20 protein-coding genes and 4 tRNA genes are annotated in these 21,907 nt (G+C 57.6%); 7 read left to right on the plus strand and 17 right to left on the minus strand.

Features of this window, described 5'->3' with window-relative positions:
* Nucleotides 1–85 precede the first annotated feature (85 nt).
* Nucleotides 86–1,291, plus strand: a complete 1,206-nt coding sequence (locus L8H52_RS14295; protein WP_242207558.1) for an MFS transporter — start codon at nucleotides 86–88, stop codon at nucleotides 1,289–1,291.
* A gap of 632 nt (nucleotides 1,292–1,923) precedes the next feature.
* On the opposite strand, the gene L8H52_RS14300 is transcribed toward L8H52_RS14295, so the two are convergent.
* The 10 genes from L8H52_RS14300 to L8H52_RS14345 form a co-directional block, all read right to left on the minus strand.
* On the minus strand, nucleotides 1,924–3,795 hold the full coding sequence (locus L8H52_RS14300; RefSeq protein WP_242207557.1) for a SurA N-terminal domain-containing protein: 1,872 nt from the start codon (nucleotides 3,793–3,795) through the stop codon (nucleotides 1,924–1,926).
* 227 nt (nucleotides 3,796–4,022) lie between these two features.
* Complete coding sequence (locus tag L8H52_RS14305; protein ID WP_003183171.1) at nucleotides 4,023–4,295, minus strand: HU family DNA-binding protein; 273 nt, start codon at nucleotides 4,293–4,295, stop codon at nucleotides 4,023–4,025.
* Between the two features lie 148 nt (nucleotides 4,296–4,443).
* Entirely contained in the window at nucleotides 4,444–6,840 is a 2,397-nt protein-coding gene (gene lon, locus L8H52_RS14310; RefSeq protein WP_016986884.1) for an endopeptidase La, read from the minus strand.
* Between the two features lie 163 nt (nucleotides 6,841–7,003).
* Nucleotides 7,004–8,287, minus strand: a complete 1,284-nt coding sequence (clpX, locus tag L8H52_RS14315; RefSeq protein ID WP_003223632.1) for an ATP-dependent Clp protease ATP-binding subunit ClpX — start codon at nucleotides 8,285–8,287, stop codon at nucleotides 7,004–7,006.
* Between the two features lie 112 nt (nucleotides 8,288–8,399).
* Nucleotides 8,400–9,035, minus strand: coding sequence for an ATP-dependent Clp endopeptidase proteolytic subunit ClpP (gene clpP, locus L8H52_RS14320; protein ID WP_007951559.1), 636 nt, complete (start codon nucleotides 9,033–9,035; stop codon nucleotides 8,400–8,402).
* Between the two features lie 93 nt (nucleotides 9,036–9,128).
* Nucleotides 9,129–10,439, minus strand: coding sequence for a trigger factor (gene tig / locus L8H52_RS14325; protein WP_242207556.1), 1,311 nt, complete (start codon nucleotides 10,437–10,439; stop codon nucleotides 9,129–9,131).
* A gap of 401 nt (nucleotides 10,440–10,840) precedes the next feature.
* A tRNA-His gene (locus L8H52_RS14330) sits at nucleotides 10,841–10,916 on the minus strand.
* 77 nt (nucleotides 10,917–10,993) lie between these two features.
* Nucleotides 10,994–11,078 (minus strand) — tRNA-Leu (locus tag L8H52_RS14335).
* Between the two features lie 56 nt (nucleotides 11,079–11,134).
* Nucleotides 11,135–11,210 (minus strand) — tRNA-His (locus L8H52_RS14340).
* A 32-nt stretch (nucleotides 11,211–11,242) separates the two neighbouring features.
* Nucleotides 11,243–11,319, minus strand: a tRNA-Arg gene (locus L8H52_RS14345).
* A 275-nt stretch (nucleotides 11,320–11,594) separates the two neighbouring features.
* On the opposite strand from L8H52_RS14345, the gene folD reads away from it, so the two are divergent.
* Together folD and pbpG are read left to right on the plus strand one after the other, a co-directional pair.
* Nucleotides 11,595–12,449 (plus strand): bifunctional methylenetetrahydrofolate dehydrogenase/methenyltetrahydrofolate cyclohydrolase FolD, encoded by an 855-nt coding sequence (gene folD / locus L8H52_RS14350; RefSeq protein ID WP_038362797.1) that lies wholly within the window; start codon nucleotides 11,595–11,597, stop codon nucleotides 12,447–12,449.
* A gap of 230 nt (nucleotides 12,450–12,679) precedes the next feature.
* Nucleotides 12,680–13,618, plus strand: a complete 939-nt coding sequence (gene pbpG, locus L8H52_RS14355) for a D-alanyl-D-alanine endopeptidase (protein ID WP_141128104.1) — start codon at nucleotides 12,680–12,682, stop codon at nucleotides 13,616–13,618.
* A gap of 53 nt (nucleotides 13,619–13,671) precedes the next feature.
* Here pbpG and L8H52_RS14360 read toward each other — a convergent pair whose 3' ends face one another.
* The 3 genes from L8H52_RS14360 to L8H52_RS14370 form a co-directional block, all read right to left on the minus strand.
* Complete coding sequence (locus tag L8H52_RS14360; protein ID WP_034154677.1) at nucleotides 13,672–13,878, minus strand: hypothetical protein; 207 nt, start codon at nucleotides 13,876–13,878, stop codon at nucleotides 13,672–13,674.
* Between the two features lie 12 nt (nucleotides 13,879–13,890).
* Nucleotides 13,891–14,097 carry a DUF6021 family protein gene (locus L8H52_RS14365; protein WP_026000733.1) on the minus strand — a complete coding sequence of 69 codons (207 nt, stop codon included), beginning with the start codon at nucleotides 14,095–14,097 and terminating at the stop codon, nucleotides 13,891–13,893.
* A gap of 87 nt (nucleotides 14,098–14,184) precedes the next feature.
* Nucleotides 14,185–14,856: a peptidase C39 family protein gene (locus tag L8H52_RS14370; RefSeq protein ID WP_242207654.1), complete on the minus strand. Its 672-nt coding sequence runs from the start codon at nucleotides 14,854–14,856 to the stop codon at nucleotides 14,185–14,187.
* Nucleotides 14,857–15,090: 234 nt separating this feature from the next.
* Between L8H52_RS14370 and L8H52_RS14375 the strand changes: the two genes are divergently transcribed.
* Nucleotides 15,091–15,261 carry a hypothetical protein gene (locus L8H52_RS14375; protein ID WP_177413122.1) on the plus strand — a complete coding sequence of 57 codons (171 nt, stop codon included), beginning with the start codon at nucleotides 15,091–15,093 and terminating at the stop codon, nucleotides 15,259–15,261.
* A gap of 276 nt (nucleotides 15,262–15,537) precedes the next feature.
* Here the strand turns inward: L8H52_RS14375 and L8H52_RS14380 are convergent, their stop codons facing one another.
* Nucleotides 15,538–16,287, minus strand: coding sequence for a TerC family protein (locus tag L8H52_RS14380; RefSeq protein WP_242207555.1), 750 nt, complete (start codon nucleotides 16,285–16,287; stop codon nucleotides 15,538–15,540).
* A gap of 29 nt (nucleotides 16,288–16,316) precedes the next feature.
* A complete protein-coding gene (locus L8H52_RS14385; protein WP_007917343.1) occupies nucleotides 16,317–16,559 on the minus strand; it encodes a hypothetical protein in 243 nt (80 codons plus the stop codon).
* A 133-nt stretch (nucleotides 16,560–16,692) separates the two neighbouring features.
* On the opposite strand from L8H52_RS14385, the gene nhaR reads away from it, so the two are divergent.
* Nucleotides 16,693–17,592, plus strand: a complete 900-nt coding sequence (nhaR, locus tag L8H52_RS14390) for a transcriptional activator NhaR (RefSeq protein WP_016986874.1) — start codon at nucleotides 16,693–16,695, stop codon at nucleotides 17,590–17,592.
* On the opposite strand, the gene L8H52_RS14395 is transcribed toward nhaR, so the two are convergent.
* Entirely contained in the window at nucleotides 17,587–18,750 is a 1,164-nt protein-coding gene (locus tag L8H52_RS14395; RefSeq protein ID WP_242207554.1) for an MFS transporter, read from the minus strand. The two genes, nhaR and L8H52_RS14395, sit on opposite strands and share 6 nt — an antisense overlap.
* A 337-nt stretch (nucleotides 18,751–19,087) precedes the next feature.
* Between L8H52_RS14395 and sstT the strand changes: the two genes are divergently transcribed.
* A complete protein-coding gene (gene sstT, locus L8H52_RS14400; protein WP_242207553.1) occupies nucleotides 19,088–20,320 on the plus strand; it encodes a serine/threonine transporter SstT in 1,233 nt (410 codons plus the stop codon).
* A gap of 240 nt (nucleotides 20,321–20,560) precedes the next feature.
* Here the strand turns inward: sstT and L8H52_RS14405 are convergent, their stop codons facing one another.
* Nucleotides 20,561–21,070, minus strand: coding sequence for a DUF1993 domain-containing protein (locus tag L8H52_RS14405; protein ID WP_007917351.1), 510 nt, complete (start codon nucleotides 21,068–21,070; stop codon nucleotides 20,561–20,563).
* 125 nt (nucleotides 21,071–21,195) lie between these two features.
* Here L8H52_RS14405 and L8H52_RS14410 point away from each other — a divergent pair, with 125 nt between their 5' ends.
* Nucleotides 21,196–21,843 carry a DUF480 domain-containing protein gene (locus L8H52_RS14410; protein WP_110719311.1) on the plus strand — a complete coding sequence of 216 codons (648 nt, stop codon included), beginning with the start codon at nucleotides 21,196–21,198 and terminating at the stop codon, nucleotides 21,841–21,843.
* Nucleotides 21,844–21,907: the final 64 nt, after the last annotated feature.

The raw sequence follows: 21,907 nt of genomic DNA on the forward strand, positions 1-21,907 counted from the left end.
ATGTTCGGAACCTTAACCCGTTTTTCGCCGATGTGCAGCGCCCTACCCTGTGCTCCTCGTCAACACTGCACAAGGATGCCGGCTCATGAACGATGCCCAACTCGGTTGCCCCGCACTTGAACAACCCGTCGATCGCCGCGAGCGATTACCCCTCGCCGCGCTACTGGCACTGGCCACCGCCGGATTCATTACGGTCATGACCGAAGCCATGCCCGCCGGCCTGTTGCCGCAGATGAGCAGCGGCCTGAACGTTTCCCAGGCGCTGATCGGGCAACTGGTTACGCTGTACGCGCTCGGTTCGATCCTGGCAGCGATCCCGCTGACGATCGCCACCCGCGGCTGGCGAAGAAAACCGCTGCTGCTGGCCGCCATCGCAGGCTTCGCCATCGCCAACAGCCTCACCGCCCTGTCGCAGTGGTACTGGCTGACGCTGTTTGCGCGGTTTATTGCCGGCGTATTTGCCGGGTTGCTGTGGGCACTCCTGGCAGGTTACGCAAGCCGCATGGTCGCCCCGCACTTGCAAGGCCGCGCCATAACCGTAGCGATGCTCGGCGCGCCACTGGCGCTGTCGCTGGGAATCCCCGCAGGCACCCTGCTCGGCACCCTGGTCGGCTGGCGCCTGAGCTTCGCCATCATGACCGGACTGACCGTTGCGCTGGTGATCTGGGTGCACTGGCAAGTCCCGGACTTCGCCGGCGAACGCGTGGCAAACCGCATGCCGCTGCGTCAGGTATTCACCTTGCCCGGCGTGCGATCCGTGTTGTTGGTCACGCTTACCTACGTTGTCGCGCACAACTTGTTGTACACCTACATCGCGCCGTACCTGCAGCCATCCGGGCTTGATGCCAATGTCGACCGCGTGCTGCTGGCATTCGGCCTCGCTTCAGTGTTGAGCTTATGGATCGTCGGCAGCCTGATTGACCGCTGGCTGCGCGAACTGGTGTTGATCAGTGCCGGGCTGTTCATGCTGTCAGCGGTCGTGCTGGGCCTGTGGCGCGATTCGCCGATTGTCATCTACATCGCTACCGCTGTCTGGGGACTGGCGTTCGGCGCCATGCCATCGCTGCTGCAAACCGCATCTGCCAAAACCGCGAAAGAGGCTGCCGATACAGCGCAATCGATGCTGGTGACGTTGTGGAATGTCGGGATTGCGGGTGGCGGCTTGGTGGGTGGTGTGTTGTTGGGCAACCTCGGTGTGGGGGTATTCCCATGGATTGTTGCTGGGTTGTTGGTGTTGACACTGTTTGTGACGGTAAAGGCTCGGGGCCATGGTTTTCCAAGGGCGGTATGAGACCGAATGAGCTGTTGGATTGAGGCCAGACGCCTGGAAATCGGTGGATTGACAGGCCGCCATCGCGAGCAGGCTCACTCCTACAATGAAACTGAGTACATCAGACAGAAGATTGGTCGGCTGGCAGGCCGCCTTCGCGAGCAAGCTCGCTCCCACATTTTAATAATGTGTGCGGCCCACGCGGCAAAGCCGCCCCACTCAACAGGATGAGCGTTAGCTCGGCTGCAGCTTTTGATCTTGATCCACCGGTCCCGTCGGCAGGCTGAGTGGAGGGGTTTATCCGGGGGTGGGAGCGCAGCGACCGTTTGGCGAAGCCAAACACATCGAGAGGAGGTGCAGCGAAGCAAACCGTAGGCGATGCCCCCCGGATGAATCCCGGAGCGAAGGAACCCCGAGCTTTAGCGAGCGGGCCGAACGTTGGGACAAGCCTTTTTGGGTACTTTTTCGGCGTCTGGAAAAAGTGCCTCGCCGTAAGGGCGAAACCGCCAGCGGCAACCCCCGAAGCAACGGATATTCACCCAAAACCCCAAGAGCATGGCCGGCCCAAAGGCCGCCAAGACCCGGCACCCAGAGCCAAAAAAAAGCCCCGACCTATTCAGGCCGGGGCTCTCACATCACATCTCAGTCAATCATCAAAACCGCTTGATCTCAGCCTGAGCTTCCAACTGCTTGCGATACGCCGCAAAGTCCTGCTGCCCCTCACGCGAAGCAAGGAAACGACGGTACTGAACCTTCTCTTCATCCGTCGGCGCAGCCGCTTCGTTAACGCCGTTCAGACGCACAATCATCAGACTACCGTCCGGCAGAGTGACGCTGGTGAACGTCGGCTTGTCCTTCGCAGCCGGCTTCGGCATACGGAACAACGCTTGCAGCACCGCTGGATCAACCCCTTCCTGACCACGAGTGGCCGCTTCGGTAGCTTTCCAGTTCTGGCCATCAACTGCCTTGTCCAGAGGCGCCTTGCCATCGCGCAGATCAGCAATCAGCTTCTCGGCCTTGGTCTTGGCAGCAGCACTGGCGTGCTCTTTGGTCAGCTGAGTGCGGATCGCCGCATTCACACTTTCCAGCGGCAGTTGCGCAGGCTTCAGGTGCTCCTTGGAGCGCAATACGATCACGGTTTCCGGATCCAGTTCGATGGCGGTGCTGTTGGCACCTTCGTCGATCACTTCAGTGCTGAATGCAGCGGTGACCACAGCACGGTTGGCTGCAACACCTTCGCCACCTTCACGGCCGAACGGCTTGGAGGTGTGCACGGTCAGTTTCAGATCCGCCGCTGGCTGGGCCAGGTCAGACGCTTCGAACGCCGAGTCTTCCAGTTGCTTGGTCGCCTCGACAAAACGCTGCTCGACCTGTGCGGCTTTCAGCTCGCGGGTCAGCTTGTCTTTCAGGCTGGCCAGGGTTGGCACTTCCGGCGCTTCCACACCCAACAGCTTGATCAAGTGGTAACCGAAGTCAGTACGAATAGGCTCGGACACTTGGTCTTTCGACAGCGAGTACAGCGCTTTTTCGAACGCTGGATCGTAAACGCCAGGACCTGCGTAACCGAGGTCACCGCCATTGTTGGCCGAACCCGGATCCTGCGAGAACTCTTTGGCCAGCGCTTCGAACTTCTCGCCCTTGGCCAGACGCGCCTGAACGTCTTCAATCTTCGCCTTGGCCTGAGCCTCGGTGGTCTTGTCGTTCACTTCGATCAGGATGTGCGCGGCACGACGCTGTTCCGACAGGTTGGCGATCTCTTTCTGATACGCCGCCTGCAGGTCTTCATCCTTGACCGCGACCTGATCGAAGAACGAGGACTTCTTCAGTTCTACGTAATCGATGATCACTTGGTCCGGAGTCATGAACTCCTTGGCGTGCTCGTCGTAGTAGGCCTTGACCTCGTCGTCGGTCAGTTTGACCGCAGCCGGATCAGCCTTGACGTTCAGGGTGGCGAAATCGCGGGTCTGTTTTTCCAGACGGGCGAATGCCAGCACTTCAGCGTCGGTGACGAAACCACTGCCCGCCACACCGGCGCGCAGTTGGCCGATCAGCATTTCCTGAGCCAGCATCTGGCGGAATTGCATGCGGCTGTAACCCAGCTGACGGATTACCTGGTCGAAACGCTCGGAGCTGAACTTGCCGTCCACCTGGAATTCAGGTGTCTGCAGGATCACTTGGTCCAGTGCGCCTTCGGAGAAAGCGAATTTCGCTTGTTCTGCACCTTGCAGCAGCAGCTTGCGATCGATCAGACCCTTGAGGGCCGATTCGCGCAGCATTTTCTCGTCGAGCAAGGAAGCATCGAAGTCCTTGCCTAGCTGTTGCATCAGCTGACGGCGTTGCATGTCAACGGCCTGGCTCAGCTCGTTCTGGCTGATTTCTTCACCATTGACCTTGGCCGCCTCATTCTTGTGAGTGGTGGCCTTGAAAATGGCGTCGAAACCGGTCAGGGCCATCAGTGCAACGATGACTCCGATAATGGTCTTGGCAATCCAGCCTTGTGAATTGTCCCTGATATTCTGCAGCATGCGTCCCCCAGAAACGGTTGAACTTCAAAATTTGGCAACCGTGGAGCGTGGGTAGAATCCGGATAGAAGAAAGGCGCATCCGAGGATGCGCCTTCTCGTAACTGGCGGAGCGGACAGGGCTCGAACCCTCGATCCCGGCGTTACAGGAAGCTGTTTCAGCGACCTGCTCTACCGCTCCGCTGCCAAGTCAGGCATGATCCCGACCCGGATGGGTAAAAACCTGAAGCTTAGTTAACCGCTTCTTTCAGTGCTTTACCGGCTTTGAAACCTGGCTTCTTGGCAGCCGGGATTTCCAGAGTCTTGCCAGTCTGAGGGTTACGACCGGTACGAGCCGGACGGTCAGTCACGGAGAAAGTACCGAAACCAACCAGAACAACGGAGTCGCCAGCCTTCAGAGCGCCAGTGACGGATTCGATTACAGCGTCCAGCGCACGGCCAGCAGCAGCTTTCGGGATATCAGCGGATGCAGCGATAGCATCAATCAGTTCCGACTTGTTCACTCTAAGTCCCCTTATATCTATTTTGAGATGATTCTAAGTTTTTTGGTGAAAGCAAAAACGAGTGCTGAATGGCCTACAGACACTTAAGAGCCGCTTTATAACAAGGGCTCTAAAAAACTGTCAAGGAAGCCCCCCAGGCAAAAGCATATTAATGCGTGCTAATTCTTTCCTTAGAGTCAGACTCACGTTTTTCGTCCTTGGCAACTATCTCCGGAGCCACATCCGGCAAGGGCTCCGGCGCGTATTGCAGCGCAATTTGCAGGACCTCGTCAATCCATTTAACCGGTTTAATCTGCAGATCCTGCTTGATATTGTCAGGAATCTCCTTCAGATCGCGCACGTTCTCTTCCGGAATAATCACGATCTTGATTCCGCCGCGGTGAGCCGCCAGCAGTTTTTCCTTCAGACCGCCAATAGCCAGCACTTGACCACGCAGAGTAATTTCACCGGTCATGGCGACATCGGCGCGCACCGGAATGCCGGTCAATGCCGACACCAGCGCCGTACACATGCCTACGCCAGCGCTAGGGCCGTCTTTCGGCGTCGCCCCTTCCGGCATGTGGATGTGCGTGTCGCGCTTCTCGTGGAAGTCCAGAGGAATGCCCAGGCTCTTGGCGCGGCTGCGCACCACTGTCAGCGCTGCAGTGATCGATTCGACCATCACGTCGCCCAGCGAACCGGTCTTGATCAACTGACCTTTACCCGGCACAACAGCGGCTTCGATGGTCAGCAATTCGCCGCCCACCTGCGTCCAGGCAAGGCCAGTCACCTGACCGATCTGATCCTGTTGCTCGGCCAGACCGTAACGGAACTTGCGCACACCGAGGAAATGTTCCAGCAGGTCAGCTGTCACTTTCACCGAGAAGCGTTTCTCCATTGCGTGCTCTTTCACCGCTTTGCGGCAGACCTTGGCGATCTGACGTTCGAGGCCACGCACACCCGCTTCACGGGTGTAGTAACGGATGATGTCGCGGATCGCTTCTGCATCGAATTCCAGCTCGCCTTTCTTCAGACCATTGGCGGCGATCTGTTTTGGCGAGAGGTATTTGACGGCAATGTTGATCTTCTCGTCTTCGGTGTAGCCCGGCAGACGGATGACTTCCATGCGGTCAAGCAGCGCCGGCGGGATGTTCATCGAGTTCGAGGTGCACAGGAACATCACATCGGAGAGGTCGTAATCGACTTCCAGATAGTGGTCGTTGAAGTTGTGGTTCTGCTCTGGATCGAGCACTTCCAGCAACGCCGACGCCGGATCGCCACGCATGTCGCTGCCCATTTTGTCGATTTCATCGAGCAGGAACAGCGGGTTGCGCACCCCCACCTTAGTCATCTTTTGAATCAATCTTCCCGGCATCGAACCGATGTAAGTCCGGCGGTGACCACGAATTTCCGCTTCATCACGCACGCCACCAAGGGCCATGCGCACGAATTTACGGTTGGTGGCATGGGCAATCGACTCCGCCAGCGAGGTTTTACCCACGCCCGGAGGACCGACCAGGCACAACACCGGACCACGGATTTTCTTCACGCGCTTTTGCACAGCGAGGTATTCAAGGATGCGTTCCTTGACCTCTTCGAGACCGTAGTGGTCGGCATCGAGAATGTCTTCAGCGCGCGCCAGGTCCAGACGCACCTTGCTCTGGGCCTTCCACGGCACCTGCACCAGCCAGTCGATGTAAGAGCGCACCACGGTGGCCTCAGCGGACATCGGCGACATTTGCTTGAGCTTGTTCAGCTCGGCAGTGGCTTTGGCCAACGCGTCTTTCGGCAGACCGGCAGCGTCGATGCGCTTTTTCAGGTCTTCGATTTCGTTGTGGCCTTCGTCGCTGTCGCCGAGCTCTTTCTGAATGGCCTTCATCTGCTCATTCAGGTAGTACTCGCGCTGACTGCGCTCCATTTGCTTTTTGACGCGGCCACGAATGCGTTTTTCGACTTGCAGCAGATCGATCTCGGCATCCAGCAACGCCAGAACGTGCTCGACCCGGGCCGACAAATCGATGATTTCGAGGATTTCCTGCTTCTGCTCGATTTTCAGCGCCATGTGCGCGGCCATGGTGTCGACCAGACGACCCGGCTCATCGATGCTGTTGAGCGACGACAGGACTTCAGCCGGGACTTTCTTGCCCAGCTGTACATATTGTTCGAACTGCGACAGCAGCGTGCGCACGAACACTTCGGATTCGCGCTCGGCGGCGTCGACTTCTTCGATCAACGAGACTTCGGCACGGCAGTGACCGTCGACTTCGCTGAAGCGTTCGACCGTGCCACGCTGCTCACCCTCGACCAGAACCTTTACGGTGCCGTCAGGCAGCTTCAGAAGCTGTAGAACAGTGGCAATGGTACCTACGCGATAGAGAGCGTCTTCACCGGGATCGTCGTCAGCCGGGTTTCTCTGGGCCAGCAGGAGGATCTGCTTGTCGCCCGTCATCGCGGCCTCGAGGGCTTCGATGGATTTCTCGCGCCCCACGAACAGCGGGATAACCATGTGCGGATAAACCACGACATCACGCAATGGCAGGAGAGGCAATTCGATGGTTGTCTTCATGATTTCGCCTCTACGGCGGCCATATGGCCGTAATCAGATGGAATTGAGCTTGAAACCAAGATGGGGGCTGCCTTGAAAAAAAACAAGCGCAAAGCGGATGTAAAAAACGACATAAAAAAAAAGAGGCCCGAAGGCCCCTTCTTTGTTGCGGCGCGGTGGACGCTTACGCGTCCGGCGCTGCCTTGGCAGTCGGCTCACTGTTTTCGTAGATATACAGTGGCTTGGACTTGCCTTCGATCACGCTTTCATCGATCACGACTTTGCTCACCTCGGACTGCGAGGGGATTTCATACATCGTGTCGAGCAGTACACCTTCGAGAATCGAGCGCAGGCCACGGGCACCGGTTTTACGCTCCAGGGCACGCTTGGCGACCGATTTCAGCGCGTCTGTGCGGAACTCCAGATCCACGCCTTCCATCTCGAACAGCTTGGCATACTGTTTGGTCAGAGCATTTTTCGGCTCGGTGAGGATCTGCATCAACGCAGCCTCGTCGAGCTCGTCCAGCGTCGCAAGGACCGGCAGACGACCGACGAATTCCGGGATCAGACCGAACTTGACCAGATCGTCAGGCTCGACTTCACGCAGGGATTCACCGACTTTCTTGCCTTCTTCCTTGCTGCGCACTTCTGCGTTGAAGCCGATGCCGCCCTTGGTGGAACGGTTTTGAATAACCTTTTCCAGACCGGAGAACGCACCACCGCAGATGAACAGGATGTTACGGGTGTCGACCTGCAGGAATTCCTGCTGCGGGTGCTTGCGGCCACCTTGCGGCGGTACGGAAGCGACCGTGCCTTCGATCAACTTGAGCAAGGCCTGCTGCACGCCTTCACCGGAAACGTCCCGGGTGATCGACGGGTTGTCGGACTTGCGCGAAATCTTGTCGATTTCATCGATGTAGACAATGCCCATCTGGGCTTTCTCTACGTCGTAATCGCACTTCTGCAGCAGCTTCTGAATGATGTTCTCGACATCTTCACCCACGTAACCCGCCTCGGTGAGGGTGGTTGCATCGGCGATGGTGAACGGAACGTTCAGCAAGCGGGCCAGTGTTTCGGCCAGCAGGGTTTTACCGGAGCCTGTCGGGCCGATCAGCAGGATGTTGCTCTTGCCGAGTTCGACGTCGTCAGCCTTCTTGTCACGCTGGTTCAGGCGCTTGTAGTGGTTGTACACCGCTACGGCCAGAACCTTCTTCGCACGCTCCTGACCAATGACGTACTGGTCTAGGATGCCGCTGATTTCTTTAGGCGAAGGCAATTTATGCGCGCTGCTCTCGGCCTGGGCTTCCTGCACCTCCTCGCGGATGATGTCATTGCACAGGTCGACGCACTCGTCGCAGATAAAGACCGAGGGGCCGGCAATCAATTTGCGCACTTCATGCTGGCTTTTGCCACAGAAGGAGCAATAGAGCAGCTTGCCGTTGTCCTCGCCGTTGCGGGTGTCAGTCATTCGTTCGATCCAAATCCGATAGGCTTGCAACACAAGATGAAGGCTATTGCGGGCTTTTTCAAGCCCGCCGCTGATCAGACAAGCCGACCAAGCCTATTTTGAGCTGCTTATTTTAAGCTGGGCGCTGGTTGATCACTTCGTCGATCAGGCCATATTCCTTCGCAGCTTCTGCACTCATGAAGTTGTCGCGATTGGTGTCGCGCTCGATTTCTTCCAGAGTACGCCCGCTGTGCTTGGCCATCAGCGTGTTCAGACGCTCGCGAATGAAGAGGATTTCCTTGGCGTGGATTTCGATGTCCGACGCCTGGCCCTGGAAACCGCCCAGTGGCTGGTGAATCATCACGCGCGAGTTCGGCAGGCAGAAACGCTTGCCCGGGGCACCTGCGGTCAGCAGGAATGCGCCCATGCTGCAGGCCTGACCGATGCAGGTGGTCGATACGTTCGGCTTGATGAACTGCATGGTGTCGTAGATCGACATGCCTGCTGTCACCGAACCGCCCGGAGAGTTGATGTAGAGATGGATGTCCTTGTCCGGGTTTTCCGCTTCAAGGAACAGCAGTTGCGCGCAGATCAGGTTGGCCATGTAGTCCTCTACCGGACCAACCAGAAAGATCACTCGCTCCTTGAGCAGGCGCGAATAGATGTCATAGGCGCGTTCGCCACGAGCAGATTGCTCGACAACCATCGGGACCAGGCCGCCGGCGGCCTGGATATCAGAGTTCTGCTGAATATAAGAATTACGGAACATGCTCTGCAGTCGCTCCCAAATAGTTATGTCTTGAATACGCATAAGCCAGCTCGAGAGCTGGCTTATGGTGTGTACTTCTTAACGCAGAATCAATCAGTCGGCTGCTGGAGCTTCTACCGGCTTGACTGCTTCTTCGTAAGAGACCGCTTTGTCGGTCACACTAGCTTTCTGCAGAACAGTATCCACAACTTGTTCTTCCAGCACAACCGAACGTACTTCGTTCAGTTGCTGCTCGTTTTTGTAGTACCACGACACAACCTGCTCAGGCTCCTGATAAGCCGAAGCCATTTCCTGAATCATTTCGCGAACGCGAGCTTCGTCAGGCTTCAGGTCGAATTGCTTGACCACTTCAGCAACGATCAGACCCAGCACAACGCGGCGCTTGGCTTGCTCTTCGAACAGCTCGGCCGGCAGTTGATCAGGCTTGATGTTGCCGCCGAACTGCTGAACAGCCTGCACGCGCAGACGGTCAACTTCGTTGGACAGCAGCGCCTTCGGCACTTCGATCGGGTTGGTGGCCAGCAGACCGTCCATTACCTGATTCTTGACCTTGGATTTGATCGCCTGACGCAGTTCACGCTCCATGTTCTTGCGAACTTCGGTGCGGAAACCGTCGATGCCGCTTTCCTTGATGCCGAATTGAGCGAAGAACTCTTCGTTCAGTTCTGGCAGCTTAGGCTCGGAAACAGTGTTGACGGTCACGGTGAACTCGGCGGTTTTGCCAGCCAGGTCCAGGTTCTGATAGTCCTCTGGGAAGGTCAGGTTCAGAACGCGCTCTTCGCCGGCTTTAGCGCCAACCAGGCCTTCTTCGAAGCCCGGGATCATGCGGCCGGAACCCAGTACCAGCTGAGTGCCCTTGGCGGAACCGCCAGCGAATACTTCGCCGTCAACCTTGCCAACGAAATCGATGTTCAGTTGGTCTTCGTTCTGGGCAGCACGGTCGGCCACTTCAAAACGAGTGTTCTGCTTGCGCAGGATGTCGAGCATTTTGTCCAGGTCAGCGTCAGCCACGTCAGCGCTCAGGCGCTCAACGGTGATGCCTTCGAAACCGGCAACGGTGAACTCAGGGAACACTTCGAATACAGCAACGTATTCCAGGTCCTTGCCAGCTTCGAGCGACTTAGGCTCGATCGAAGGCGAACCAGCAGGGTTCAGCTTCTGCTCAACCACAGCTTCGTAGAAGGAGGACTGGATCACGTCGCCGACAGCTTCCTGACGAGCATCAGCACCGAAACGGCGCTTGATTTCGCTCATTGGCACTTTGCCTGGACGGAAGCCAGCAATCTTGGCCTTTTGGGCAGTCTGCTGCAGACGCTTGTTGACCTGAGTCTCGATGCGCTCAGCCGGCACGGTGACGCTCATGCGGCGCTCGAGAGCAGTAGTATTTTCAACAGAAACTTGCATGGATATTCCTCGTTGCACAGACGTTAGCCGGCCGTTTCCGACCCCAGAATCAAGGGCATGCATTCTAGTGGGTCAAACTCAAGAAGTCACCCTACTGAAAACGGGTAAAAAAACAGCAGGCATTTTATCGGGACCGCTACACCAGTGCAGCGCGCCCCACAGGCGAATACAACCAATCTCGCCAGGGCTCTGCGCCAACCGCTTCTATATATAGAAGAGTTGCCAATCACTCCCTGACGGCCGTTCTTGCAAGCAAGTCCGGCGAGCAGCGCAGCATCATCGAGCAACATAAATACGACGAAGCGCCCTGCCCCTGCGCCCCGAAACCGGCGATCGCCGGTTTTCAGAACCGCTAAAACAAAAAAGGCGCCAGACTGTTAAATCTGGCGCCTTTCGAAATATGGGGTGGACGATGGGGATCGAACCCACGACAACGGGAGTCACAATCCCGTGCTCTACCAACTGAGCTACGCCCACCATATTGCGTAACAAAAAAGCCAAACAACTTCTTTGTTGAAACCTCACCAGCCCGAAGACATGAATGAAGCTTTAATTGGTGCGGATGAAGAGACTCGAACTCTTACGCCTCGCGGCGCTGGAACCTAAATCCAGTGTGTCTACCAATTCCACCACATCCGCAGATGAAGCTTTAAAGCAAAGGCGCCAGACTGTTACATCTGGCGCCTTTCGAAATATGGGGTGGACGATGGGGATCGAACCCACGACAACGGGAGTCACAATCCCGTGCTCTACCAACTGAGCTACGCCCACCATATCGCGTTACTTGTGCCAAAGCTGCCTAATGGCGCACCCGGCAGGACTCGAACCTGCGACCATCCGCTTAGAAGGCGGATGCTCTATCCAGCTGAGCTACGGGCGCCTTATTAATCTGTACTCTTAAAGGACTACAAACTAAGTGCTTTCCGGTGTTGCAGAACCTTGATTCCGCTTCACCTTCTTAACCAGTGCTAGGCTGTGCCCGACAAGTGCGACGAATAGTATAGAGCGCTCCAAAGGTCGTCAAATCCTTTTTGAAAAAAATTCATTTAATTAAAGGAGTTAGAGGAATTTGCTGACCAAGCGCCTTTGCCCTCACCGCTCGACATGCGAGAATGCGTTCTCATTTTTTCCCCTCTCGATGGTTAATCACGCGCAATGACTGCACAACTAATCGACGGCAAATCGATCGCCGCCAGCCTGCGCCAGCAGATCGCCCAAAGAGTTGCCGAGCGTCGCCAGCAAGGCCTGCGCACTCCCGGCCTCGCGGTGATCCTGGTCGGCAGCGATCCTGCCTCTCAGGTTTATGTCTCGCACAAGCGTAAAGACTGTGAAGAGGTTGGCTTCCTCTCTCAAGCCTACGACCTGCCCTCCGACACCACGCAAGACGCGTTGACCGATCTGATCGATCGCCTCAACGACGACCCTGCGATCGACGGCATCCTGCTGCAGCTGCCGCTGCCCGAGCACCTGGACGCCTCCAAATTGCTGGAGCGCATTCGTCCGGACAAAGACGTCGACGGTTTCCACCCTTATAACGTCGGTCGCCTGGCCCAGCGCATTCCGCTGCTACGTCCGTGCACACCTAAAGGCATCATGACCCTGCTGGAAAGCACTGGCGCTGACCTTTATGGCATGGACGCAGTGGTTGTCGGCGCGTCCAACATCGTCGGTCGCCCGATGGCGATGGAGTTGTTGTTGGCCGGTTGCACCGTGACCGTGACTCACCGCTTCACCAAGGATCTGGCCGGCCACGTCGGTCGTGCCGATCTGGTGGTGGTGGCCGCCGGCAAGCCGGGCCTGGTCAAAGGCGAGTGGATCAAGGAAGGCGCGATCGTGATCGACGTCGGCATCAACCGTCAGGACGACGGCAAACTGGTCGGTGACGTTGTCTACGAAACCGCCCTGCCCCGCGCCGGCTGGATTACTCCAGTACCGGGCGGTGTCGGCCCGATGACTCGCGCCTGCCTGCTGGAAAACACCCTTTACGCCGCAGAAACCCTGCACGCTTGAGTCGTCGTTTTCAGCGATAGAAAAACCCGCCTCGTGCGGGTTTTTTCATGCCTGAGAAAAAACTGTAACCGTTCGCCGGAAACCCCTCTTTTTACAGGCCTTTTCACGAGATTTTCAGGTCATTCAAACAACCATCGACAGATCTTCAGCCATACTCCTAGAATGCGACGCTTTGAAGAAATAACCCGTTACAAACAAACGGAATATCCAACCTTTATGAGTTCGCCCGCGTGAAAATTCGTCTTTCGATTCTGAGCCTGTTTTTTGCTTTTACAGGCACATTCATCACGCCAACGATCAACGCTGCGGAAACCACCGCTGCCCCACGTGATGCTTCGACCCTGAAGATCGCTTCCGGCAGCGCCCTGCTCATGGATATGCAGACCAACAAAGTCATCTATTCCAGCAATCCTGACGTGATCGTACCGATCGCTTCTGTCAGCAAGCTGATGACTGGACTGGTGGTGGTTGAAGCCCGGCAAAACATGGACGAATGGATCAATGTCGATATCAGCAACACGCCGGAAATGAAGGGCGTGTTCTCCCGAGTCAAACTGAAAAGTGAGCTGCCGCGCCGCGAGATGCTGCTGATTGCTCTGATGTCCTCGGAAAACCGTGCCGCCGCCAGTCTGGCGCACCACTACCCGGGCGGTTATGCCGCCTTCATCGCGGCGATGAACGCCAAGGCCAAGGCACTGGGCATGACCAACACGCACTACGTCGAGCCGACTGGCTTGTCCGAACGCAACGTCTCTACCGCGCGTGACTTGAGCAAGTTGCTGGTCGCCGCGAGCAAATATCCGATTCTCAGCGAACTCACCACCACCAAGGAAAAGACCGTGTCGTTCCGCAAACCCAATTACACCCTGGGTTTCCGCAACACCGATCACTTGGTCAACAAGGCTGATTGGGACATCAAGATCACCAAGACCGGTTTCACCAACCCCGCCGGTCACTGCCTGGTACTGGTGACGAAAATGGGCAACCGCCCGGTCGCGCTGGTCATTCTCGACGCGTTCGGCAAGTACACCCACTTTGCCGATGCCAGCCGTATTCGCAGTTGGGTAGAAACCGGGCGCAGCGCCAGCGTTCCGGCGGTGGCTCAGCAGTACAAAGCTGAGAAAAACCTCAAGAATCGCCAGAGCGGCGTAGTAGAAGCGTCCAAGTAAGCCACCGCACAAGAAAAAGCCCCGAATCCTCGGGGCTTTTTTTCGCCTGCGTATCAGTCATTTGGCAGCGGCATCTGGTCGTCATCGGGGATGCCATCGCCCGCACTCGGATCCCGCGAAGGTTCCGGCGTCATGATATTGGGCCGGGCCATCGGGTCGCGCAGCGGGCTGTCCGGGTCCAGCACCGGATCAATCTCCGGCTCTGGAGTGGTAGGCACGCTGTCCGGTTTCTGGTCATCGAAGCTTGAATCGGTACTCATACGCACCTCACATCAAGGTTTCAGATTGGCTAACGGGTCATAAGGCTTGGCCGGCTGCTTGTCGTCCTCGCCGGGTTTCACGTCTTTCGGCGCTTTCGCCGGGCCGACGGGATCGACTTGCGGATCATCGAGATCCGGTGAATCCGGATCGAAGCCCAGATCATGACCCGAAGAATGTTCGGACGAATGCGGGCCTTTCGGCGATGGGGAATCTGCCATGCTCACCTCCTGATTGACCCGAAAACGGGTTATAGGCGTAAGAGGCTTGCCGGGCGCAGTCGTGCCCGGCAGATGACGAACGGAGACTCAGTGTGCCGCCAACGCCTTGCGCGCCTGCGCTGCTTCGTTTTCCTGACCGGCCTGCGCCAGTTCATCCGCCGCTTTGAGCCAGCGCTGACGGTCGACGGCTGCCGGGATCTGCGACGGTTTCTGAATCAGCACGGCCCAGCCACCGGACTTTTCCAGCGCCGATTCAAAGGAACTGAAACTCATCAGTTCGCGGCGATTCATGCCGGCACGCAGCAGTACCTTCTGTTTATTGCGGTCGTAGCCCGACAGGATCGCGTAACGCGGCTCGGCCCAGAACGCCGAACCTTCGCTCAAACGCACCATCACCGGATATCCCGCCGCCACTTGCGTCAAAAGCGCAGGCAGATTGCTGTCCAGTGGATAAACCACCATGCCGTATTCGCGGGCAAGGTTCTGGATATTCTGCTGCAGCTTGTCTTCGGCACCCGGCAAGTGCAGTGGTTTTTCCAGTAAGCCCGGGGTAATCACGACGCCCTGCTGCGACAACAGGCTGGCCAGCACTTGCGGCCCGCTCTGATTGGCTTCGCCGCGGTAGAACGTGCCGCTGAGTTCGACCCGTTCCGGCAGGCGCTTGACCTCAGGCGCGACACTGCCTGCACACCCGGCCAACAGGGCCGCGCAACCCGCCACCAGTAGCGCCGCACGAATTCGAGAAAATACCTGCACCATCATCACTCTCTGTTCAGACGCCGGTCATCGTGTTCCGGCAACGCCTGCGATCATAGGGCCGCGCCCGGCTGCGGTATAGCCTTAAGCGGCAGACCCATCGATTGCATAGAGCAAAGTGATTGGTCGCAATCGACCTTTGGTCAATAGTCTGAAACACCCCATTGTCTAGACTGTCACTGAAACAGAGCGAATTGAAAAAGTGTGGGCCCGATGCAGGGCGAAGAGGAGGCACTGATGAGCCTGACCATGACCATTGTGATGTTGATTGCCGGCTGGCTGGCCGTGGCCGCTGCCATGTTGTGGGGGGTGCTGCGGGTTTCGCGGCGCCATCATCACCATCCGGTTCAGCCTGCTGCGGTTGAGAAAGCCGAGGAACACCGAGTGCGTCACGCGGCCGCGCATTGAGGATTAACGTCAAAAGCGAAAAGCCCCTCACCCTAGCCCTCTCCCAGAGGGAGAGGGGACTGACCGAGTTGTTTATTCGAGTTACGCCGACCTGAAATACCGAGCCGAACTCAAGACCAAAATACCCCACAATTCGGCTCCCTCTCCCTCTCCCTCTCCCTCTCCCTCGGGAGAGGGCTGGGGTGAGGGGCTGGCTCTATTCCACGCTGCAAATCTTGAATCAAAAAAAACCGCCTGTTCTCTAAGAGTTCAGGCGGTTTTTTGTACTTTCAGCAGTTACGCGTGCTCAGCCAGCTTCTTCTGCTTAGCTCTGCGCGACATCATGTTCAGCACTTCAATCGAAGCCGAGAACGCCATCGCCGCATACACATAACCTTTCGGTACGTGGGCGCCGAAGCCTTCGGCGATCAGGGTCATACCGATCATGATCAGGAAGCCCAAGGCCAGCATCACCACCGTCGGGTTGTCGTTGATGAACTTGGCCAGCGGTTCAGCGGCAAACAGCATCACCAGCACCGACACCACCACCGCGATGATCATGATCGGCAAGTGTTCAGTCATGCCGACGGCAGTAATGATGCTGTCGATCGAGAACACCATGTCGAGCATCAGGATCTGGCCAATAGCGGCAGCGAAACCCAGCGTAACCGTCGAGGTCGCCGACTTCGGATCTTCCGGCGCCGGGTCCATGCTGTGATGGATCTCGGTCGTGGCTTTCCAGACCAGGAACAGACCACCGGCGATCAGGATCATGTCCTTCCACGAGAAAGCCTGACCCAGAATCTCGATCACCGGTGCGGTCAACTGCACGATGAAGGCGATGGTGCTCAACAGCGCCAGACGCAGGATCAACGCCATGCCGATACCGATGCGGCGTGCTTTCTGCTGGTACTGCTTGGGCAATTTGTTGGTCAGGATCGAGATAAAGATCAGGTTATCGATGCCGAGCACGATTTCCATCACCACCAATGTGGCCAAAGCAACCCAGGCGGTGGGGCTGGCGGCGAGCTGTAACAGATATTCCATGGGTCAGTCCTGACTCTGTGTAAGACGAATTAGATGGTCTTGGAGGAAGATTCGGATTTTTCCGCGTCTTTTTCCGGTGTTTCTTTTTTCTCGATCAAGCCGCCGGTGGCATCACTCAGCGCTTGTTCCGCGGCTTTGTGGGTGTCGTCGATCGCTTGCTTGGCGCTTTCGGCAGCCTTGCCCATCAATTGTTGGGCGCTTTTCTCGGCTTGATCGCAACCGGCCAGAAGCAGTAAAGACGTAAACATCAGCGCAGGGATCGTGTATTTCATAAGGTTTCCTTCGAATGAACAGACAGGGTCACAGACCGGCCGTCGATGGCTGGGCATTCTAGGGAGATGAACACTTCAGGAAAATTCGTATTTTTAGCGGCTATACTTCGGTTTTCACGAAGTGTAGATCGCCATGCTCAACTACCGACAACTGCATTACTTCTGGGTTGTAGCCAAGACCGGCAGCATCGTGCGCGCCTGCGAGCAACTGAACCTGACGCCGCAGACCATCAGCGGGCAGATTTCCCTGCTTGAGCAAACCTACGGCATAGAGTTGTTTCGACGGGTTGGCCGACAACTTGAACTGACTGAAGCCGGACGCCAGGCCCTGCCCTACGCCGAGCAGATGTTCCAGCTCGGTGGCGAACTGGAATTGATGCTGCGCGCCCAACCCAACGAACAGCAGATTCTGTTCCGCGTCGGTGTCGCCGACGTAGTGCCGAAATCCATCGTCTATCGCCTGATCGCGCCGACCATGGAGCTGAACGAACCGCTGCGCATCACCTGCCGCGAAGACAAACTCGAACGCTTGCTCGCCGATCTGGCCATCCAGCGCCTCGACCTGGTGATCTCCGACAGCCCGATGCCCTCGCATCTGGACATCAAGGGCTACAGCCAGAAACTCGGTGAATGCGGGATCAGTTTCTTTGCCACCGCTGAACTGGCGGCCCGATACGGTCAGGATTTCCCGCGCAGCCTGCACGGCGCGCCACTGCTGATTCCCGGCGCAGAAACCGTAGTGCGCAGCCGCTTGCAGCGTTGGTTTGCCGAGCAGCAGATCCAGCCGCAAATCGTCGGCGAGTTCGATGACAGTGCCTTGATGCAGGCGTTTGGCCAATCCGGCAGCGGGATTTTTATCGGCCCGAGCGTGATTGCCGATGAAGTGAAGCGCCAGTACGGCGTCGAGCTGATAGGCCAGACCGACGCGGTGACCGAGTCGTTCTATGCCATTTCGGTGGAACGCAAGGTCAAGCACCCCGGCATCGTTGCGATTACCGAAGGTGCCCGACGCGAGCTGTTTACCGCGTTATGAGGCCTCGGCGCACATTTCGCGCGGCTTGAGTGTCATCAGCACCATGGCGAGGAACACTGAGAGCAAGATGAAACCGGCGGCGGCAAAGCCGAGGAAGCCCAGACCCGCGCTGTCGATGACCCGGCCTCCGACGATAGCGCCTAGACCAATGCCCAGATTGGCCCCGGCGATGTTCAGCGAAGCGGCAAAGGCCGGCGCTTCCGGCGCAGCTTTCATCAGGCGCACATGGCTGACCAGGAACAATGCAGCCTGGGTGATGCCCCAGATTCCCATCGCCACCGCCAGCCCCAGTGGCGAGTGAATGTTCGGCACCAGCGAGACCATGCCGGAAATCATGAACGCACAGAACAACACCGACGCCCCCAGCGGATGGCGATCGACCGCACGACCGCCCAGCGAGTTGCCAATCAGCCCGACCGCGCCGAAGGCCATCAGGCACCAACCCACCACGGTGCCGTTGAACCCGGCAAGGCGCTCAAGGATGTCGGCCAGATAGGTGTAAGCGGTAAACATGCCGCTGAACACCAGAATCGACAGGACGATATGGCCGATCATCAACGGGCTGCGCAGGATCTTGAACTGCGAGCGGAAGCTGACCTGATGCTGGTGCAAACTGGTTTTAGGCAGGTAAACAAACAGCAGCAAGGCTTTGGCAAAAGCGATGACCGCCAGAATGCCAAAGGCACTGCGCCAGCCGAACGCGTCAGAAATCAGCGTGCCGACCGGGATGCCGAACACCGTGGCGCAGACAATGCCGAAGCCGATCTTGGCGATCGCCCGACCGGCGAAATCCGGGCCGACGATGTCCACGGCGGTCTCACTGGCCAACGCCCAGAACACCGGCAAACCGAGCGCCGGGATCAACCGGGCAATCGCCATCACCCAGATGTTCGGCGCCAGCGCCGCCACGGTATTCGCCAGACCAAACATGATCAGGATGCTGATAAACAGCTTGCGCCGCTCGAACCGGGCGAAATAGGCGGTCAGGAAAGGCCCGAACATCGCCACGGTAAAAGCGAACAGCGTCACCAGCAATCCGGCCTGCGGGATGGTGACTTGAAGATCTCGGGCAATCGCCGGCAACAGGCCGACGATGACGAATTCCGTGGTCAGCACCGTGAACCCGGCGGCGGACAACAGAAGAATGGGCAACAGCATGCGCAACTCCAGCAAAACGACGACACCAGCGTTGACCCGGAGGCCCGCTGGCAGAGTTTGAAAATAAGGATGCGCAATCTTAACAGAGTGTGTCCAGGCTGACTTGCACAAACCTGTCTATCTCGTCGATCTATCGGGTGGCAGATCGTCACATGCCTGAAGGATAAGGCCTACGCTGTGATAAAGTCCGCGCCCTGAAAAACGTACAGCCTATTCAGCGGCCTGTTTAATGGCGTTGATGTCGCCTCAACACTTTCGGTTCGTGGCACTGATCTGCCCCCGTTTTACCAGTGCTTCCACGCAACCTTGCACCCTATAAAAAATCAGAGATGCCGTTATGACCGCTTCTTCCCCTTCTCTATTGCAACGCTTGAAAAACCTCAGCCTGGTCACCCAGATCGTGATCGGCCTGATCGCCGGTATTGCGCTGGCCCTGATTGCGCCTGAGCTGGCCAAATCCACAGCGTTCATCGGCAAGGTGTTCGTTTCGGCGTTGAAAGCCGTCGCACCGATTCTGGTGTTCGTCCTCGTGATGGCGTCGATTGCCAACCACAAGCACGGTCAGGAAACGCATATCCGCCCGATTCTGTTCCTCTATCTGCTGGGCACCTTCGCCGCAGCAGTGGTGGCCGTGGTTGCCAGCATGGCGTTCCCGTCGCATCTGGTGCTGTCCACCGAAAACGTTGCGGTCACCGCGCCGGGCGGCATTGGCGAAGTGTTGCAAAGCCTGCTGTTGAGCGTGGTCGATAACCCGGTCAGCGCGCTGATGAACGCCAATTTCATCGGCATTCTGGCCTGGGCGATCGGCATGGGCATCGCGATTCGCCATGCCGGCGACACCACCCGCGAAGTGCTGGGTGATCTGTCCAACGGCGTGACGGTGATCGTGCGCGTCGTGATTCGTTTCGCCCCGCTGGGTATTTTCGGTCTGGTCGCTTCGACTCTCGCCACCTCCGGCTTCGGTGCGCTGATCGGTTATGCGCACCTGCTGGCCGTCCTGCTCGGCTGCATGCTGTTCGTGGCGCTGGTGATGAACCCGCTGATCGTGTTCTGGAAGCTGCGTCGCAACCCGTACCCGCTGACCCTCAAGTGCCTGCGTGAAAGCGGTATCACCGCGTTTTTCACCCGCAGCTCGGCGGCGAACATTCCGGTCAACCTGGAACTGAGCAAGCGCCTGGGTCTGCATGAAGACACCTATTCGGTGTCGATCCCGCTGGGTGCGACCATCAACATGGCTGGCGCGGCTATCACCATTACCGTACTGACCCTGGCTGCCGTGCACACCTTGGGCATTGCCGTGGACATTCCGACCGCGATCCTGCTCAGCCTTGTGGCGGCGATTTGCGCATGTGGCGCCTCGGGTGTGGCTGGCGGTTCGTTGCTGCTGATTCCACTGGCGTGCAGCCTGTTCGGGATTCCGAGCGAGATTGCCATGCAGGTAGTGGCGGTCGGTTTCATTATTGGCGTGTTGCAGGACTCGGCGGAGACGGCGCTGAACTCGTCGACGGACGTGCTGTTTACCGCTGCGGCGTGTTTGGGTGAAGAAGAAAAGGCCCAGCGTACGGCTTGATATTCGCTGTAATGAAAAGCCCGCCATGGTGTGAACCTTGGCGGGCTTTTTTGTGGCTGAGATCTTTTCCCCCTCACCCCAACCCTCTCCCCCAAGGGGGCGAGGGGGAAGGGAGCCGATCGTTGTTGCCTTCCAGACTTGAGTTCGACTTGATATTTCACGTCGGTGTATCTCGAACCAACAACTCGGTCAGTCCCCTCTCCCTCCGGGAGAGGGCTAGGGTGAGGGGCTTTTGACTTTTTAGAACGCCCCCATGTAATCACGCTTGCCCACTTCAACCCCGTTATGACGCAGCAGCGCATAAGTGGTGGTGACGTGGAAGAAGAACTGCGGCAGACCGTAGGTCAGCAGGTAAGCCTGACCGCTGAAGCGTTTTTCCTTTGGAGTGCCCGGACGAGTAACGATTTCGATGCCTTCCTTGCCATCGATCTGCTCCGGCTTGATCTCGCCGATGTAGGCCAGAACCTTGGCGATCAGGGCTTGCAGCTCGGCGAAGGTGGTTTCGGTATCGTCGTACTTCGGCACTTCGACTTCAGCCAGACGCGAGGAAACGCCTTTGGCGAAGTCCACGGCGATCTGCACCTGGCGGGTCAGCGGGAACATGTCCGGGAACAGACGCGCCTGCAGGAAGGCGTTCGGGTCGATGTTTTTCTCGGTGGCGTGGGCTTCAGCCTTTTTCAGCACATCGCTCAAAGCGTTGAGCATTTGTTGAAAAACCGGGACGGATGCGGCGTACAGGGAAATGGTCATGGCAGTCTCGTGTGGTGGCTGGGTGGAACAAGGAGGCGATTATAGCCATGCTTGATGACCACACGGCTTGCCTTTTGTTTGGCAAGGATTAGGCTAGGCGCCTTCGACTGCAAAGGGAACGCGCGATGACCACTGAACCAGAATCCACCTTCGACGAGCCACGGCTCAATGCCACGGAAATCCGCATCCTCGGCTCGTTGATCGAGAAACAGGCAACCAGTCCGGAAACCTATCCGCTGACCCTTAATGCGCTGGTCACGGCGTGCAATCAGAAAACCAGCCGCGAACCGGTGATGAACCTGACTCAGGGCCAGGTCGGGCAGAGTTTGCGTGCGCTGGAAGGTCGCGGTTTCGCCAAACTGGTGATGGGCAGTCGCGCCGACCGCTGGGAGCACAAGGTCGACAAGGCACTGGAACTGGTGCCGGCGCAGGTGATTCTCAGTGGCTTGATGTTTCTGCGTGGCCCGCAGACCGTCAATGAACTGCTGACCCGCAGCGGGCGCATGCATGAATTTGAAGACACCGAGCAAGTGGTTCATCAGCTTGAGCGTCTGATTGCGCGGGGGCTGGCAGTGTTGATTCCGCGTCAGGCCGGGCAACGCGAAGATCGTTACACCCATGCCTTGGGTGATCCGGCGGATATCGAGGCGATCATGGCGGCACGGCAGAATCCGTCGGATCGCGGCGCAAGCAGCGGCGTGTCAGTCGAGCGCATCGAAGAGCTGGAGGCGCGGATCGCCGCGCTGGAAGAACGCCTGGCCCGTCTGGAATAACCACCACCGTTTTATTGTGGGAGCGAGCTTGCTCGCGAATGCGGTGTGTCATTCAACGATGATG

It is taken from the genome of Pseudomonas sp. CROZ-RG-20F-R04-15 (genome assembly GCF_022662375.1).
Taxonomy (GTDB): domain Bacteria; phylum Pseudomonadota; class Gammaproteobacteria; order Pseudomonadales; family Pseudomonadaceae; genus Aquipseudomonas.